Origin of the sequence: Phenylobacterium sp. (genome assembly GCF_041916435.1) — a bacterium.
Classification (GTDB): Bacteria; Pseudomonadota; Alphaproteobacteria; order Caulobacterales; family Caulobacteraceae; genus Phenylobacterium.
Genome location: NZ_JAYRZM010000013.1, coordinates 1 through 12,863, shown reverse-complemented (window position 1 = coordinate 12,863; position 12,863 = coordinate 1). Strand labels below are relative to the sequence as shown.

Sequence of the window (12,863 nt, the reverse complement as noted above, 5' to 3'; positions counted from 1 at the left end):
AATATCTCAATGTCAGACAGTATGTCAAATCCGCCCGCGAGCCTGGCCTCTCGGCATGCGGACCTGACCCAGAAGGTGATCCTGGAGGCGGCCCTGGACGAACTGGCGGCGGCGCCGTCTGAACCCCTCACCGTACGCGGCGTGGCCCGGCGGGCGGGGATCTCGGAGCGGACGGTGTTCCGCTACTATGCGGCGCGGGAGGATCTGCTGAACGGGGCTGCGGCCGAATACGCCCGGCGCATGGACTTTCCGCCCCTGCCGACCGACCGCGACAGCCTTCTGGCCTACCCCGCCGCGGTCTACGCCGCCTTCGAGGCCAAGGCCGACCTGACCCGCGCAGCCCTACATTCCGAGCTCTATGAGCGGGTGCGCAGCACCGACGCGGCGGGGCGGCTCACGGCGATCCAGGGAATCGTGGACGCCCTGGCGCCGGCGCGGTCGGCGGCCGATCGCCGGATCGCGGCGGCCAACATCCACTACCACGTGATCGCCTCGACCTGGTGGTACTACCGCACCTATTTCGGCTTCGATCTGGCGGAGGCCGCCCGCGCGGCCCGGACGGTCATCGCGCAGACCCTGGACGGGCTGGAATCTGCTAAATAATTGAAGAGGGGGAGAAATCGGAGCTTGCCGCTCTCCGCCACACCCTTCGTCCATGTTGACGTCAAAGACAGTGGGGCGATTCCGCTACGCGTTCCGTCGATCCCGTGAGACCTTGGGTGCGCGAGCGCTCAGCCTAGCGCCGCCCACTCCTGCCCCCCTGTGATTTTCCGCCGCCGGAACCCCGCCAAGCTTCGCGCGCTTAACAATTCGAGAATTCTGGAAATATTGAATCTCATCTCAAGCCCAGGAGTTCCCCATGAAGCGTCTCCACCTGCATGTGAGCGTCCCCGACCTCGACCAGTCGATCGCTTTCTATTCCACCCTGTTCGGCGTCGGCCCCACGGTGACCAAGGCCGACTACGCCAAGTGGCTGATCGACGACCCGCGCGTGAACTTCGCCATCTCCCAGCGCGACCGGGCGGCCGGCCTCGAGCATGTGGGGGTCCAGGTGGACAGTCCCGCCGAGCTCGCCGAGCTGGCCGGCCGGCTGAAGGCGGCCGGCGCCGAGACCTTCGACCAGGAGGCCACGACCTGCTGCTACGCCAAGTCGGACAAGAGCTGGGTCAGCGACCCGGCGGGCCTGCGCTGGGAGACCTTCTACACCTTCGGCGAGGCGGTGACGTACGGCGAGGACCTGGCCGAAGCGCCGGCTCCGGCGCCGGCCACGGCCTGCTGCGGCTGATCCGCATTGCGCCCCTGGACGGCGGCGCCCATCCTTTCAGGAGCCGCCGTCCGCCCTGTCCTAGAAGGCCCGCTCATGTCCCATCCCCTGCCGGACGGCCCGATCCTCACCCCCGACGCCTGGACCGGCCCCGCCATGGCCGCCGAAGGCGGTTGGCTGCAGCCGCTGAGCCCGGCCGAGACCGATGAGCTGCTGGCCGCGCGCCGGAGCGCCCTGTCGACCGGCAAGCCCATGCGGGACTGGACGCGGGCCGATTTCCCCCTTCCGGGCCTGGCGGCGAGGATCGCCGGCTGGCTGGCCGAGCTGGATCGCGGCCGGGGCTTCGTCCTGCTGCGCGGCTTTCCGGTCGAGGCCCACGACGAGACCACCCTGGCCGAGGTCTATTGGGGTCTGGGCCTGCATCTGGGGCGGGCCATCTCCCAGAACACCGACGGCGACCTCATCGGCCACATCCGCGACACCGGCGCCGACCCGGCCGCCTATGGCGTGCGGCTCTACAAGACCCGGGCCGAGCAGGACTTCCATACCGACGGCGCCGACATCATCGGCCTGTTCTGCCTGAAGTCGGCGAAGTCCGGCGGGGTCAGCCGCATCGTCAGCTCGCCGGCCATCTTCAACCGCATGCTGGCCGAGCGGTCGGACCTGATCCCGGTGCTGTTCGAACCCTTTCCCTTCGACACTCAGGGCCAGCACAAGCCCGGCCAGCGGCCCTGGTTCGACCTGCCGATCTGCCGCTGGGACGGCGATCGCCTGAGGACCTTCTTCATCGCCTGGTACATCCGCGAGAGCCAGCAGCACGCCGAGACTCCGCGCCTGACGGGGGCCCAGCAGGAGGCCTTGGCCTTCATCGAGACCACGGCCAATGACCCGGCCCTTTACCTGGACATGAGCTTCCAGCCCGGCGACATGCAGTTCCTGAAGAACGCCGCCGTCCTGCACAAGCGCACCGAATACGAGGACTGGCCCGAGCCGGAGCGCAGACGCCACCTGCTGCGCTTGTGGCTTGTCGAGGAGGCTTTCAGCGCCGGCGACGCGGCCCTGCGCAAGGGCGTCGCCCCCGGGGAGTGAGCGGCGTCAGTTGTAGGGGGCCGACTTGGTGAGCTCGACTTCCTTGGCGCAGGCGGCCGGATCCGGGGCGGGGCCGGCGGCGCGCGCCTTGGCGACCTCCTCGCGGGCCGCGTCCATATCGGCGCGGAACTGGGCCGAGCCATGCAGGCCGGCGACCAGGGCCGAGGCGTTGGTGCGGGCGGCTTCGACGGCGCTCATATTGTGGACGCCGCACACCATGCGGCTCTCGCCGAAGGCTCGGCCGCGGATGAGGATCTCGGTGGCCCGGTCCGGCGCCAGCTCGGCCAGCACCAGGGCCACGGTCCAGCCCCAGGTGGCGTGGCCCGACGGATAGTCGGGGCTGGCGGCCAGGGCCTCGCTCTTGTCGACGCAGATCGGACCTTCGTCGATCAGGTAGGGGCGCTTGCGGCCGTAGATGTCCTTGGGGTGGTTGGTGGCGTAGCCGACGTCAGGCGCCATCTTGGACAGGATGGCCAAGGTCTTGGGCGCGTTCTGGGCGGTCAGTTCGACCCCAAGGGCGCAGGCCATGTGCTTGGGCATGGTGAACTGGTTGACGTCCTCGATGGCCAGGGCCCAGCGCGGGGTGTCCTTCAGATTGCGAGTGGCGAGGAAGGCCTTGCGGTCGGCCTCATAGCGGATCGTGCCGGCGACCGGGGCCTGGGGCAGGATGCGATAGGTGTCGGGGGCCGAGGCGCCGAGATAGCCGCCGGACGCCGGCTTGGGGGCCTGAGGCGCCTGGGCGATGGCCGCGCCCCCGGCGATGGCCGCCAGGCTCAGGGCGATGATCGCGCCCGCGGTCGCGTGTTTCCTGTCCATGTCGGTCCCCCCAAATCATCTCGCCATAGTGTTGGCGGCATGATGCCCGCCCGGGCCGGGCGAGGCCAGGGCGCTCAGGACCCGGATCGGGCTGCGTTTCGGCCGCGTTTGGGTCTAGACTGGCGCCATCGGAGGCCCCGTGAACGACGAGACGCCCCAGCCCCCTGTCCTGCGCGCCGAGACGGCGCCGGCCGCCCCTCGCCGCGGGACGCTCGGCCGGTTCGCGGCCATGGGCGAGCGGGCGGAACGCCTGCGCTGGCGGGTGGTGGCCAGGTCCCGGCGTCCGATCCGCATCGCCGCGCCGATCGCCACCTCGATCCTGATCCTGCTGTCGCCCCTGATCCTATTCCTGATGGGGATCGCGGTGTTCCTGCCGGGGCGCCTGCGGCTGAACCCGGCCCTGCTGATGCTGACCGTGGGCGGGATCATCGGGGCCGTCAGCGGCGACGGAAGGTCCGAGGACCGCCGCCTGTCCTGAGGCCCAACGAAAAAGGGCCCCTCCGGAGAGGGGCCCTCGATCAGGTCCGTCGTGCGGTTCAGGCCTTCACGAACAGCTTGGCCCAGCGGCGGCGCTCGCGGGTCTTCCACGAGCCGCGGTGCCAGGCGTCCGAGGCGATCAGCGGCACCACGGTGGTGGCTTCGGCGAACACCATCTGCTCCCAGGTCACATCGACCTTGCCCCAGGAGCAGGCCTCCTTGAGCGTCGAGGACGAGCAGGCGCCGTCGCGCACGTCGGCGACGGTGATCTGGACGGCGTACTTGTGCATGTCGACCTCGTGGCCGAGGATTTCGGCGCAGACCACGGTGTCCTGGGCAAAGTTCTTCGGCACGCCGCCGCCCACCATGAACAGGCCGGTGGTGCCCGCCGCGATCTTGATGTCGGTCAGTTCGCGGAAGTCGGCCACGGCGTCGATGGTCAGGTAGGGCTTGCCCTCCTTCATGCGCTCGACCTGGTGCTTGACCAGGCCGAAGCCGGCGGACGAGTCCACGAAGGCCGGGCAGAAGATCGGCACGCCTTCCTTGTAGGCGGTCTCGATCAGGCTGTCGGGCTTCTTGGCGTTGCCGGCGGCCAGCCACTTGCCCATTTCGTGGATGAATTCACGGCTGGAATAGGGGCGCGGCTCCAGCGCGTTGCAGAGCTGGAAGATGGTCTCGTCGCAGGCCTGCAGCTCTTCCTCGTCGATATAGGTGTCGTAGATGCGGTCGATGTACATCGCCCGCAGCTCACGATCGTCGACCGGGTTCTGGGCTTCCGACTGATAGTGCTTGAAGCCGAGGGCTTCGAAGAAATCCATGTCGACGATGGAGGCGCCGGTGGCCACGACCACGTCGGTCAGGCCGTACTTCACCATGTCGCGGTAGATGTGCATGCAGCCGCCGGCGCTGGTGGAGCCGGCCAGGATGAGCCAGGTCGAGCAGCCGGCGTCTTCCAGCGACAGGGACAGGATGTCGGCGGCGCGGGCGGTGTCGCGGCTGGTGAAGCTCATCTGACGCATGGCGTCGATCACCGGCCGGGCGTCGTACTGGTCGATGGCCACATGCTCGACGGTGGTAGAGAGCAGTTGGGCCTTGCGGTTCGAATTCGCGACGTCAGCGGTCATTCTCTAGGGTCCTCGAAGAGTTTGAGCGCCCGTCCAAATAGAAAGGCGCGACCGGGACGGAGCGACCGGCCGCGCCTGAGCTGTTTCGCCTTGCGGACTACCTCTTGCGGCGCTTCTTGCCCCGGGCCCGCGACAGCTTCACGACGTTCTGGGTCTCGGCGCGCGGCTTGGCGATGGAGCGCCGGGCCAGGCCGTACATGGACGCCATGGGCGCGTCCTCGACCGCGATGCTTTCGACCTCGCCGAAGCCGTTGAAGCCCGTGCTCATCGCCACGCCATAGGCGCCCAGCATGCCGATCTCGATATAGTCGCCCTCGCGGACGTCCTCGGGCAGCCAGAACGGGCCGGGCATGTGGTCGATGGAATCGCAGGTCGGTCCGTAGAAGCGGAAGGGCTTCAGCGGCCCTTCGACCTCGATGGCGTCCTCGTCCTGGCGGCGCATCAGCTTCACCGGGAACGGCCACTTGGCGTGGGCCGCATCGAACATGGTCCCGTAGGAGCCGTCGTTCAGATAGAGGGCGTCGCCCTTGCGCAGCTCGACCTTGGCCAGCACCGAGGAGGCTTCCGCCACCAGGGCCCGGCCGGGTTCGCACCACAGCTCCGTGGTCTCGTGGACCATCATCTCGGCGAAGCCGCGCTCGATGGAGTCCATGTAGTCAACGAGGGCCGGCGGGGTCATGCCGGGATAGACCGACGGGAAGCCGCCGCCCACGTCGACCACATCGGCGAAGACGCCGGCGCGGACCAGGGCGCGCGAGGCCTGGGTCATGGCCGCCTGGTAGGCGGTGGGACGCATGCACTGGCTGCCCACGTGGAAGGCCACGCCCATCAGCTCCTGGGTCGCGCGGCGCGCGGCCAGCAGCAGGCTGGGCGCCTGCAGCGGATCGATCCCGAACTTGCCGGCCAGGGAATAGGCCGCGCCGTCGGCGGCGACGGCCAGGCGAACCATCAGGTTCAGGTCCTTGGCGCCGCCCGTGGCGTCGAGAATCTTCTCCAGCTCCTCGTGGCAATCCAACGAGAAGGTCCGGATTCCGTGGTCGAAATAGGCGGACGAGATGGCGGCGCGGCTCTTGACCGGGTGCATGAAGGCCATGCGGGACCCGGGCGCGTGCTGCGCGACCAGCTCGATCTCGCGGATCGAAGCCACATCGAAGGACGTCACCCCATTCGCGGCCAGGGTCTCGATGACCCACGGCGAAGGGTTCGCCTTAACAGCGTAGAAGACGTCGCCTTTGAAATTGTCCTGGAACCAGCGCGCCGCTACGGCCACCGCGTCCGGTCGCGCAATGGCGACAGGTCGTTCGGGCGCCCGCATGCGGACCAGGTCCAGGGGCGTATGGCACCTTTGCACCTCACGCAACCCCCAACGGATTGTTGAACCTAGCCGGCGTTAGCAGCGCTTTTGAGGACATCGGGTCCGCCGGAGCGCGCGAGATAGGTGTTATTTGTGGCGATGTAAAGACCCTAGGGCGTGTGACAGGTCCGCGCGTTAACGGACGCTGGACCGCGGGCGGGCCTCCGTGTCATGAAGCCGTCGCAGGGCTGCGCGATCAAGCGCGCTTGGCCTGTCGCGCGACGATCCCGAGGAACCCTCGCCATCCATGTCTGACGCCGCCGTTCTGACCGTGCGGAACGCCTCCAAGAGCTTCGGCGCCCGCAAGGCGCTCGACGGGGTTTCCCTCAATATTTCCCGCGGCGAGATGATCGCCCTCATCGGCCCCTCCGGGTCGGGCAAGTCGACGCTGCTGCGCTCGATCACGGGCCTGCAGACCATCGACGCCGGGCCCGGTGTGATCGAGGCCTTCGGCCAGCCGGTGCAGACCGCCGGCAAGGTGTCGAAGAAGGTGCGCGAGGTCCGCATCCGCATCGGCTTCATCTTCCAGCAGTTCAATCTGGTCGGCCGTCTGACGCTGTTCAGCAATGTCGCCCTGGGCTCGCTCGGCCGGATCCCGGTGATCCGCGGCCTGTTCGGCCTGTGGCCGAAGGAGACCAAGCAAGCCGCCATGGCGGCCCTGGCGCGCGTGGGCGTCGCCGATTACGCCGGCCAGCGGGCCAATACGCTCTCCGGCGGCCAGCAGCAGCGCGGCGCCATCGCCCGCGCCCTGGTCCAGAAGGCCAAGGTCATCCTGGCCGACGAACCGGTGGCCTCCCTCGACCCCGTCTCCGCGCGCAAGGTGATGGAACTGCTCGCCGACCTGAACGCCAGCGACGGCCTGACCGTGGTCGTCACCCTGCACCAGGTCGACTACGCCACCCGCTACTGCAAGCGGGTCGTCGCGCTGAAGGCGGGCAAGCTCGTCTATGACGGCCCGGCCAGCGGCCTGGACCGTGCGCGCCTTATCGACATCTACGGTCCCGAATTTGAAGACGTCTTCTGGGAAGGAGCCCCCGAATGATCCGTCGCAGCCTGATCACCGGTCTCGGCGTCGCCGCGGCCCTCGCCCTCTCCGGATGCGGCAAGTCGGAGGCGCCGAAATCGGCGACGCCGAAGGAGCTCACCTTCTCCATCCTGTCGGCCGAGAATCAGCAGTCCATGGGCCCCCTGTGGCAGCCGCTGATCGACGATATGAGCGCCTATATCGGCGTGCCGGTGAAGCCGTTCTTCGCCTCGAACTATACCTCCCTGATCGAAGCCATGCGCTTCAACCAGGTCCAGGTGGGCTGGTTCTCGGCGGTGCCGGCCCTTGAGGCCACCGAGCGCGCCAACGGCGAGATCCTCGGCCGCGTGGTCGATTCGGGCGGCGTGGACTCCTATGAATCCGTGCTGATCGCCCGCAAGGGCGCCGGCATCACCCTCGACAAGGTGCTGAAGTGCGACAAGTCGCTGAACTTCGGCATGGGCGACGCCAAGTCGACCTCGGGCACACTGGCCCCCAAGGCCTACCTGTTCACTCCGCGCAATATCGAGCCGGCCAAGTGCTTCAAGACCGTGCGCTCGGGCAGCCACCAGGCCAATGTCTTCGCCGTGGCCAACGGCGTGCTCGACGTGGCCACCAACAACTCCGTGGGGCTGGTGTTCGCCAAGCGCGACAACCCGCAGATCGCCGAGAAGGTCGAGGTGATCTGGTCCTCGCCGCCCCTGCCGGAAAGCTCCATCGTCGCCCGCAAGGACCTCGACCCGGCCATCCGCGAGAAGATGCGCCAGTTCTTCCTGACCTATGGGACCGGCACGGGCCCCAAGGCCGACAAGCAGCGTGAGGTCCTGAAGGGCCTCGCCTATGGCGGTTTCCGCCCCGCCGACGACAGCTATCTCGATCCCGTGCGCGAGATGGAGGCCGCCGAGGCCCTGGTTGACGCGCGCCGCTCCGGCGACGCCGCCAAGATCGCCGCCGCCGAGAAGGCCCTGGCCGAGATCCAGGCCAAGGCCGCCCAGCATCGCGCTACAAATCCGGACGCCTGATGAGCTCCCAGACCTCCTCGCAGGCGGTCCCGCCGCCGCCCAGCCGCAGCCTCGTGCAGCGCGCTCCTGACTTCCTGGTCTGGGGTGGCGTCATCGCGATGCTGGTCGTGGCCTTCGGTCCGGTGGAGATGCGCCGGCTGCCGATGCTGTTCACCAACTCGGAGAACATGCGTCAGTTCGGCCAGGAGCTGATCAAGCCCGACTTCGGTCTTTGGAAGCTCTATGTCTCCCAGATGTGGCTGACGGTGCAGATCGCCCTGTGGGGCACCGTCCTGGCGGTGATCCTGGCGATTCCGTTCGGCCTCGCCTGCGCCCGAAACGTCTCGCCGGCCTGGCTGCAGCAGCCCATGCGCCTGCTGATGAACCTGCTGCGCTCGGTCCCGGACCTGGTGATCGGCATGCTGTTCATCGTCGCCGTGGGCCTGGGTCCGTTCGCCGGCGTCATGGCGCTCGCGCTCAACACGGGCGGCGTGCTGGCCAAGCTGTTCTCCGAGGCTGTCGAATCCATCGACCGCGGCCCGGTGGAAGGCGTACGGGCCACCGGCGCCACCCCGTTGCAGGAAGTGGTCTGGGGCGTCATTCCCCAGGTCGCGCCGCTTTGGAGCTCCTATGCGCTCTACCGTTTCGAATCGAACTCCCGCTCGGCCACCGTGCTGGGCCTGATCGGCGCCGGCGGCATCGGTCAGACCCTGTTCGAGAGCCTGAACTCCTTCGCCTACGCCCAGGTGTCCGCCATCGCGATCGTCATCGTCGTGGCCGTGACCCTGATCGACCTGCTCAGCCAGACGATCCGCGCCCGCCTGCTCTGAGGGCCGTGTGTGACCGCGGCGCCACGCTCTCGGCACCGCGGGCCAAAATCACGATTTGTCGAGATGAATCCGCGGCTTGTGCGCTGCTCGCGGCCGGCCGTCGCTCCTTGTGCGGAAAAACTGTCACATAACCGCAAACCCACTGTCATGGATGTTTGTCCGGACCGTCACAGGACGTCGCTAAGCCGCGCCTAAGCCTGAAGAGGCTCACGGGGACAGCCAACAAGGATCCTGACAAATGAAGATCAAGACCGCGCTTTGCGCCGGGGCGGCGCTTTGCGTGTCCGCTCTGGCGGCCACGGCCGCCAGCGCCCAGGACACCACGGTCGCCTGGAAGGGCGCGCCGCAATGGACCAACGACGACGTGCAGTTCAAGGTCCGCGGCCGCCTGCTGATCGACTACGTGTTCCAGGACGTGGACCGGGTCGCGCCGCTGGCCGACTACCAGACCTCCAACATCCGCGGCCGCCAGGCGTTCCTGGGCGTCGAGGGCAAGCTGAACAACTACATCGCCTACAAGGCCGAAGGCGGCGCCGTGAACGGCGGGGCCTGGTCCTGGGATGACGTGGTCATCGAGTTCAAGCCGAACGAGTGGACCTCGATCATGGTCGGCAACATCAAGGCCGCCGGCCTTGAGAACCTGACCTCCACCCGCTTCCTCAGCTTCATGGACCGCGGTCCGTACGGCGACATGGGTCCGGACAGCTACCTGGCCTCCGTGGTCGCCAAGGTGAACGGCCTCAACTGGACCCTGACGGGCGCCGTGCAGGGCAACTCCCTGAACTCCGGCGACGTGAACAACACCACCGCCGCCAATCCGGGCTCCAAGGAGCGGATCGGCTACACGGTTCGCGGCTCCTACGCGCCGATCCTGACCGACGTGGACAAGGTTCACCTCGGCGGCTTCGCCCGCTACCGCAACCACGGCGACGAGAGCGCTTTCAGCTACGCCGGTCGTCCGAGCACCGGCTACGGCGACTCGGGCCGCTACTACTCGACCGGCGGCATCGGCGACACCGACGTCACCTACGGTGTCGAAGCCGCCTGGGTTCACAACAACTTCTCGGTCCAGGGCGAATACGCCGACATCAAGGTCAACCGCCTGAACACCGTGGCCGTCGGCGGCGACCCGGACGTGAAGGTCGGCTACGCGTTCGTCAGCTTCTGGCCCACCGGCGAAAGCCGCAACTACGACGCCACGAAGGGCGAGTTCGGTCGTCCGAAGATCGTCGACCCGATCACCGCTGGTGGTCTGGGCGGCCTGGAGCTGCTGGCCCGCTACGACTACGCCGACCTGACCGACGCCTACTCGACCGCGACCACCGCGGCCGGCCGCACGCTGTCGCAGGACGCCGGCAAGTACAAGGGCTGGACCCTGGGCGCCAACTACTACCCGACGTCCTACGTCCGTCTGCAGGCCAACTACACCAGCGCCGACATCGACAACCCCGGCCCCGGCCGGGACGTGAAGATCAACCAGTTCCAGATGCGCGCCCAGATGGACTTCTAGTCCGGGCGATCAGGAGAGATTTGTCATGAAGACCAAGCAAACCAAGGCGCTGCTCGGCTGCGTGGCCGCCGCCGCCCTCATGGGCGTCGGGACCGACGCCTGGGCCGCCCGGGACTATGTCTGGGCCGCCGGTTCCTCGACCGTGTTCCCCTTCGCCACCCGCGTGGCTGAGAACTACGCCAAGAAGACCGGCAAGAAGGCCCCGAAGATCGAAAGCCTCGGCACCGGCGGCGGCATCAAGCTGTTCTGCTCGGGCACCGGCGACGGCTTCCCGGACATCGCCAACGCCTCGCGTCCGATGAAGAAGTCCGAGTTCGACCAGTGCGCCGCCAAGGGCGTGAAGGACATCGTCCAGATCAAGATCGGCTTCGACGGCATCGTCATCGCCACCGACAAGGACGGCGCGGACTACGCCTTCAAGACCGAGCAGCTCTATCTGGGCCTGGCGGCCAAGGTTCTGCGCTTCGGCCAGTTTGTCCCGAACCCCTACAAGACCTGGGACGAAGTGGGCTCCGGCCTGCCGGGCAACAGCATCCTGGTCTACGGCCCGCCGCCGTCGTCCGGCACCCGTGACGCCTTCGTCGAACTGGCCATCGAGGCCGGCGCCCGGAAGTTCCCGACCGCCGACGCGATCCGTTCGGACAACGAGAAGAAGTTCAAGGAACTGGTCGACCCGCTCCGCAAGGACGGCTGGGTGGACGCTGGCGAGAACGACAACGCCATCGTCGGCACCCTGACCAAGACCCCGGGCTCGCTCGGCGTCTTCGGCTGGTCCTACCTCGAAGAGAACATGGACAAGATCAAGGGCGCCTCGGTGAACGGCGTGAAGCCCTCGCCGAACACCATCGCCGACGGGTCCTACCCGCTGGCGCGCTCGCTCTTCATCTATGTGAAGAAGGCCAATATCGGGGTTACCCAGGGCCTGCAGGAGTTCGTCAACGAGTTCGTCTCCGACGCGGCGACGGGTCGGGGCGGCTACCTGCAGTCGCGGGGCCTGATCCCGCTGCCGGCCGGCATGCACGACGCCCAGAAGCAGGCCGCCCAGAAGCTGCCGCCGATGGCGCGTCCCGCCGCCTAAGGCAGACAAAGGATCGCCGATCCCAGTCGGCGTCCGAGGAGAGCGCCGCGGTCCCGAAAGGGGCCGCGGCGATTTCCGTTTCAGGACCGGTTGTCGAACAGCCGCTGGGCCTGGAGGGCGGGAAGCGCCGCGCAGAAGTCCGCCATGGCCCTGGCCAGCACCCCACCCACCTCCGGGACCTCCGGGATCTGCGCCGGCGACAGGTCGCGGCCCTGCAGCGGCACGGTCACGCAGGCGGCCTCCACGAACGCCGCCGACATGGTGGTGAGGGTCTCCCTCAGGTGGGCGATGGCGTGGACGGCCCGGGGCGCCGCGTTGATCAGGGCCAGCGGAATGGCCGGGAACTCCAGGCTGGAGACCAGCCAGTCCAGGGCGTTCTTCATCGCGCCGGAGACCCCGTGGGCGTATTCGGGCGAACAGATCACCAGGCCGTGAGCCAGGCCCACCTGCCGACGGAGCTCCGCAACGGCGGTCGGCGGGGTCTCACCATCCAGGTCGGGATTGAAATAGGGCAGGGTGTCCAGCCCGCGCCAGATCACCACCTCGACGCCCGGCGGAACCAGGGCGGGGAGCGCCTCGATCAGGCGGCTGTTGCCGGACGCGGTCCGCAGGCTGCCGGAGATGGCGAGAATACGCATAGGGCGAGGCTGAGGCGCCCCGCGATTCCGGAAAAGCCCTAAGCCGCCTCGGGCCGGCGGCGCCGCACGCGGGCCAGCCGCCGCAACTTGCGCCAGAACCGGGTCTTCTCCGGCTCCGGATAGGGCTGCAGGTTGCGCACGAAATCCTCGGCGCAGGCTCGCCAGGAGAAGCCTTCGGCGAACTGGCGCACCCGCTTCCGGTCAAGTTTCAGGCACTCGAGGCAGGCCTCGCGCAGGCCCTCCGTGGCGCTGGAGGCCAGCACCCCGGCGCCGGAGTTCGGGATGATGTCGATGGGGCCGGGGGCCGGATAGGCCGCCACCGGCGTGCCCGCCGCCATGGCCTCCAGGATCACCAGGCCGAAGGTGTCGGTGAGCGAGGGGAAGACGAAGACGTCGGCGCAGGAGAAGTGGGCTGCGAGCTCATCGCCGAACTTGGCGCCGGTGAAGCGGACGTTGGGGTACTTGGCCTCCAGCTCCTCCTTCTGAGGGCCGTCGCCGACCACCACCTTGGAGCCCGGCAGGTCCAGCCCAAGGAAGGCCTCGATGTTCTTTTCCACCGCCACCCGGCCCACGGACAGGAAGATGGGCCGCGGCAGATCGGCGAACACATCCGGCTCGTCGTCCCGTTTGGGGTGGAACTGCTCGGTGTCCACGCCGC

14 protein-coding genes are annotated in these 12,863 nt (G+C 68.1%); 9 read left to right on the top strand and 5 right to left on the bottom strand.

The genetic code is table 11. The features are described 5' to 3' along the window. Positions 1 to 21 precede the first annotated feature (21 nt). From ACE3TA_RS22195 to ACE3TA_RS22185, 3 genes are all read left to right on the top strand, one after another. Positions 22 to 603, top strand: coding sequence for a TetR family transcriptional regulator (locus ACE3TA_RS22195; RefSeq protein ID WP_374576505.1), 582 nt, complete (start codon positions 22 to 24; stop codon positions 601 to 603). 256 nt (positions 604 to 859) lie between these two features. Beyond that, entirely contained in the window at positions 860 to 1,285 is a 426-nt protein-coding gene (locus tag ACE3TA_RS22190) for an ArsI/CadI family heavy metal resistance metalloenzyme (RefSeq protein ID WP_374576504.1), read from the top strand. 75 nt (positions 1,286 to 1,360) lie between these two features. Further along, positions 1,361 to 2,353, top strand: a complete 993-nt coding sequence (locus ACE3TA_RS22185; RefSeq protein ID WP_374576503.1) for a TauD/TfdA family dioxygenase — start codon at positions 1,361 to 1,363, stop codon at positions 2,351 to 2,353. A 6-nt stretch (positions 2,354 to 2,359) separates the two neighbouring features. Here ACE3TA_RS22185 and ACE3TA_RS22180 read toward each other — a convergent pair whose 3' ends face one another. Next, complete coding sequence (locus tag ACE3TA_RS22180; protein WP_374576502.1) at positions 2,360 to 3,169, bottom strand: phosphatase PAP2 family protein; 810 nt, start codon at positions 3,167 to 3,169, stop codon at positions 2,360 to 2,362. Between the two features lie 139 nt (positions 3,170 to 3,308). Here ACE3TA_RS22180 and ACE3TA_RS22175 point away from each other — a divergent pair, with 139 nt between their 5' ends. After that, entirely contained in the window at positions 3,309 to 3,647 is a 339-nt protein-coding gene (locus ACE3TA_RS22175) for a hypothetical protein (RefSeq protein WP_374576501.1), read from the top strand. 58 nt (positions 3,648 to 3,705) lie between these two features. On the opposite strand, the gene ACE3TA_RS22170 is transcribed toward ACE3TA_RS22175, so the two are convergent. Both ACE3TA_RS22170 and ACE3TA_RS22165 read right to left on the bottom strand, forming a co-directional pair. Continuing rightward, positions 3,706 to 4,770, bottom strand: a complete 1,065-nt coding sequence (locus tag ACE3TA_RS22170; protein WP_374576500.1) for a deoxyhypusine synthase — start codon at positions 4,768 to 4,770, stop codon at positions 3,706 to 3,708. Positions 4,771 to 4,867: 97 nt separating this feature from the next. After that, positions 4,868 to 6,085 carry a type III PLP-dependent enzyme gene (locus ACE3TA_RS22165; RefSeq protein WP_374576499.1) on the bottom strand — a complete coding sequence of 406 codons (1,218 nt, stop codon included), beginning with the start codon at positions 6,083 to 6,085 and terminating at the stop codon, positions 4,868 to 4,870. Between the two features lie 286 nt (positions 6,086 to 6,371). Between ACE3TA_RS22165 and phnC the strand changes: the two genes are divergently transcribed. The 5 genes from phnC (at position 6,372) to ACE3TA_RS22140 (ending at position 11,567) form a co-directional block, all read left to right on the top strand. After that, positions 6,372 to 7,166 (top strand): phosphonate ABC transporter ATP-binding protein, encoded by a 795-nt coding sequence (gene phnC / locus ACE3TA_RS22160; protein WP_374576498.1) that lies wholly within the window; start codon positions 6,372 to 6,374, stop codon positions 7,164 to 7,166. Next, positions 7,163 to 8,170 carry a phosphate/phosphite/phosphonate ABC transporter substrate-binding protein gene (gene phnD, locus ACE3TA_RS22155; RefSeq protein WP_374576497.1) on the top strand — a complete coding sequence of 336 codons (1,008 nt, stop codon included), beginning with the start codon at positions 7,163 to 7,165 and terminating at the stop codon, positions 8,168 to 8,170. The genes phnC and phnD overlap by 4 nt, the downstream gene beginning before the upstream one ends. After that, positions 8,170 to 8,979 carry a phosphonate ABC transporter, permease protein PhnE gene (phnE, locus tag ACE3TA_RS22150; RefSeq protein ID WP_374576496.1) on the top strand — a complete coding sequence of 270 codons (810 nt, stop codon included), beginning with the start codon at positions 8,170 to 8,172 and terminating at the stop codon, positions 8,977 to 8,979. The genes phnD and phnE overlap by 1 nt, the downstream gene beginning before the upstream one ends. A gap of 238 nt (positions 8,980 to 9,217) precedes the next feature. Continuing rightward, complete coding sequence (locus tag ACE3TA_RS22145) at positions 9,218 to 10,489, top strand: OprO/OprP family phosphate-selective porin (RefSeq protein WP_374576495.1); 1,272 nt, start codon at positions 9,218 to 9,220, stop codon at positions 10,487 to 10,489. A 25-nt stretch (positions 10,490 to 10,514) separates the two neighbouring features. Then, the gene (locus tag ACE3TA_RS22140) at positions 10,515 to 11,567 is read left to right on the top strand and encodes a substrate-binding domain-containing protein (RefSeq protein WP_374576494.1); all 1,053 of its coding nucleotides are present in this window, start codon (positions 10,515 to 10,517) and stop codon (positions 11,565 to 11,567) included. 80 nt (positions 11,568 to 11,647) lie between these two features. Here ACE3TA_RS22140 and ACE3TA_RS22135 read toward each other — a convergent pair whose 3' ends face one another. Then, positions 11,648 to 12,205, bottom strand: a complete 558-nt coding sequence (locus ACE3TA_RS22135) for an NADPH-dependent FMN reductase (RefSeq protein WP_374576493.1) — start codon at positions 12,203 to 12,205, stop codon at positions 11,648 to 11,650. A gap of 38 nt (positions 12,206 to 12,243) precedes the next feature. Further along, the coding region (locus ACE3TA_RS22130) for a glycosyltransferase (RefSeq protein ID WP_374576492.1) at positions 12,244 to 12,863 on the bottom strand (620 nt) is incomplete at its 5' end.

What these genes read in the sequence shown, in the direction of transcription:
- ACE3TA_RS22170 (WP_374576500.1), bottom strand. Translation starts at nt 4,770, where the DNA reads ATGACCGCTGACGTCGCGAATTCGAACCGCAAGGCCCAACTGCTCTCT.
- ACE3TA_RS22165 (WP_374576499.1), bottom strand. Translation starts at nt 6,085, where the DNA reads ATGCGGGCGCCCGAACGACCTGTCGCCATTGCGCGACCGGACGCGGTG.
- ACE3TA_RS22135 (WP_374576493.1), bottom strand. Translation starts at nt 12,205, where the DNA reads ATGCGTATTCTCGCCATCTCCGGCAGCCTGCGGACCGCGTCCGGCAAC.
- ACE3TA_RS22185 (WP_374576503.1), top strand. Translation starts at nt 1,361, where the DNA reads ATGTCCCATCCCCTGCCGGACGGCCCGATCCTCACCCCCGACGCCTGG.
- phnE (WP_374576496.1), top strand. Translation starts at nt 8,170, where the DNA reads ATGAGCTCCCAGACCTCCTCGCAGGCGGTCCCGCCGCCGCCCAGCCGC.
- phnC (WP_374576498.1), top strand. Translation starts at nt 6,372, where the DNA reads ATGTCTGACGCCGCCGTTCTGACCGTGCGGAACGCCTCCAAGAGCTTC.
- ACE3TA_RS22195 (WP_374576505.1), top strand. Translation starts at nt 22, where the DNA reads ATGTCAAATCCGCCCGCGAGCCTGGCCTCTCGGCATGCGGACCTGACC.
- ACE3TA_RS22190 (WP_374576504.1), top strand. Translation starts at nt 860, where the DNA reads ATGAAGCGTCTCCACCTGCATGTGAGCGTCCCCGACCTCGACCAGTCG.
- ACE3TA_RS22145 (WP_374576495.1), top strand. Translation starts at nt 9,218, where the DNA reads ATGAAGATCAAGACCGCGCTTTGCGCCGGGGCGGCGCTTTGCGTGTCC.
- ACE3TA_RS22180 (WP_374576502.1), bottom strand. Translation starts at nt 3,169, where the DNA reads ATGGACAGGAAACACGCGACCGCGGGCGCGATCATCGCCCTGAGCCTG.
- phnD (WP_374576497.1), top strand. Translation starts at nt 7,163, where the DNA reads ATGATCCGTCGCAGCCTGATCACCGGTCTCGGCGTCGCCGCGGCCCTC.
- ACE3TA_RS22140 (WP_374576494.1), top strand. Translation starts at nt 10,515, where the DNA reads ATGAAGACCAAGCAAACCAAGGCGCTGCTCGGCTGCGTGGCCGCCGCC.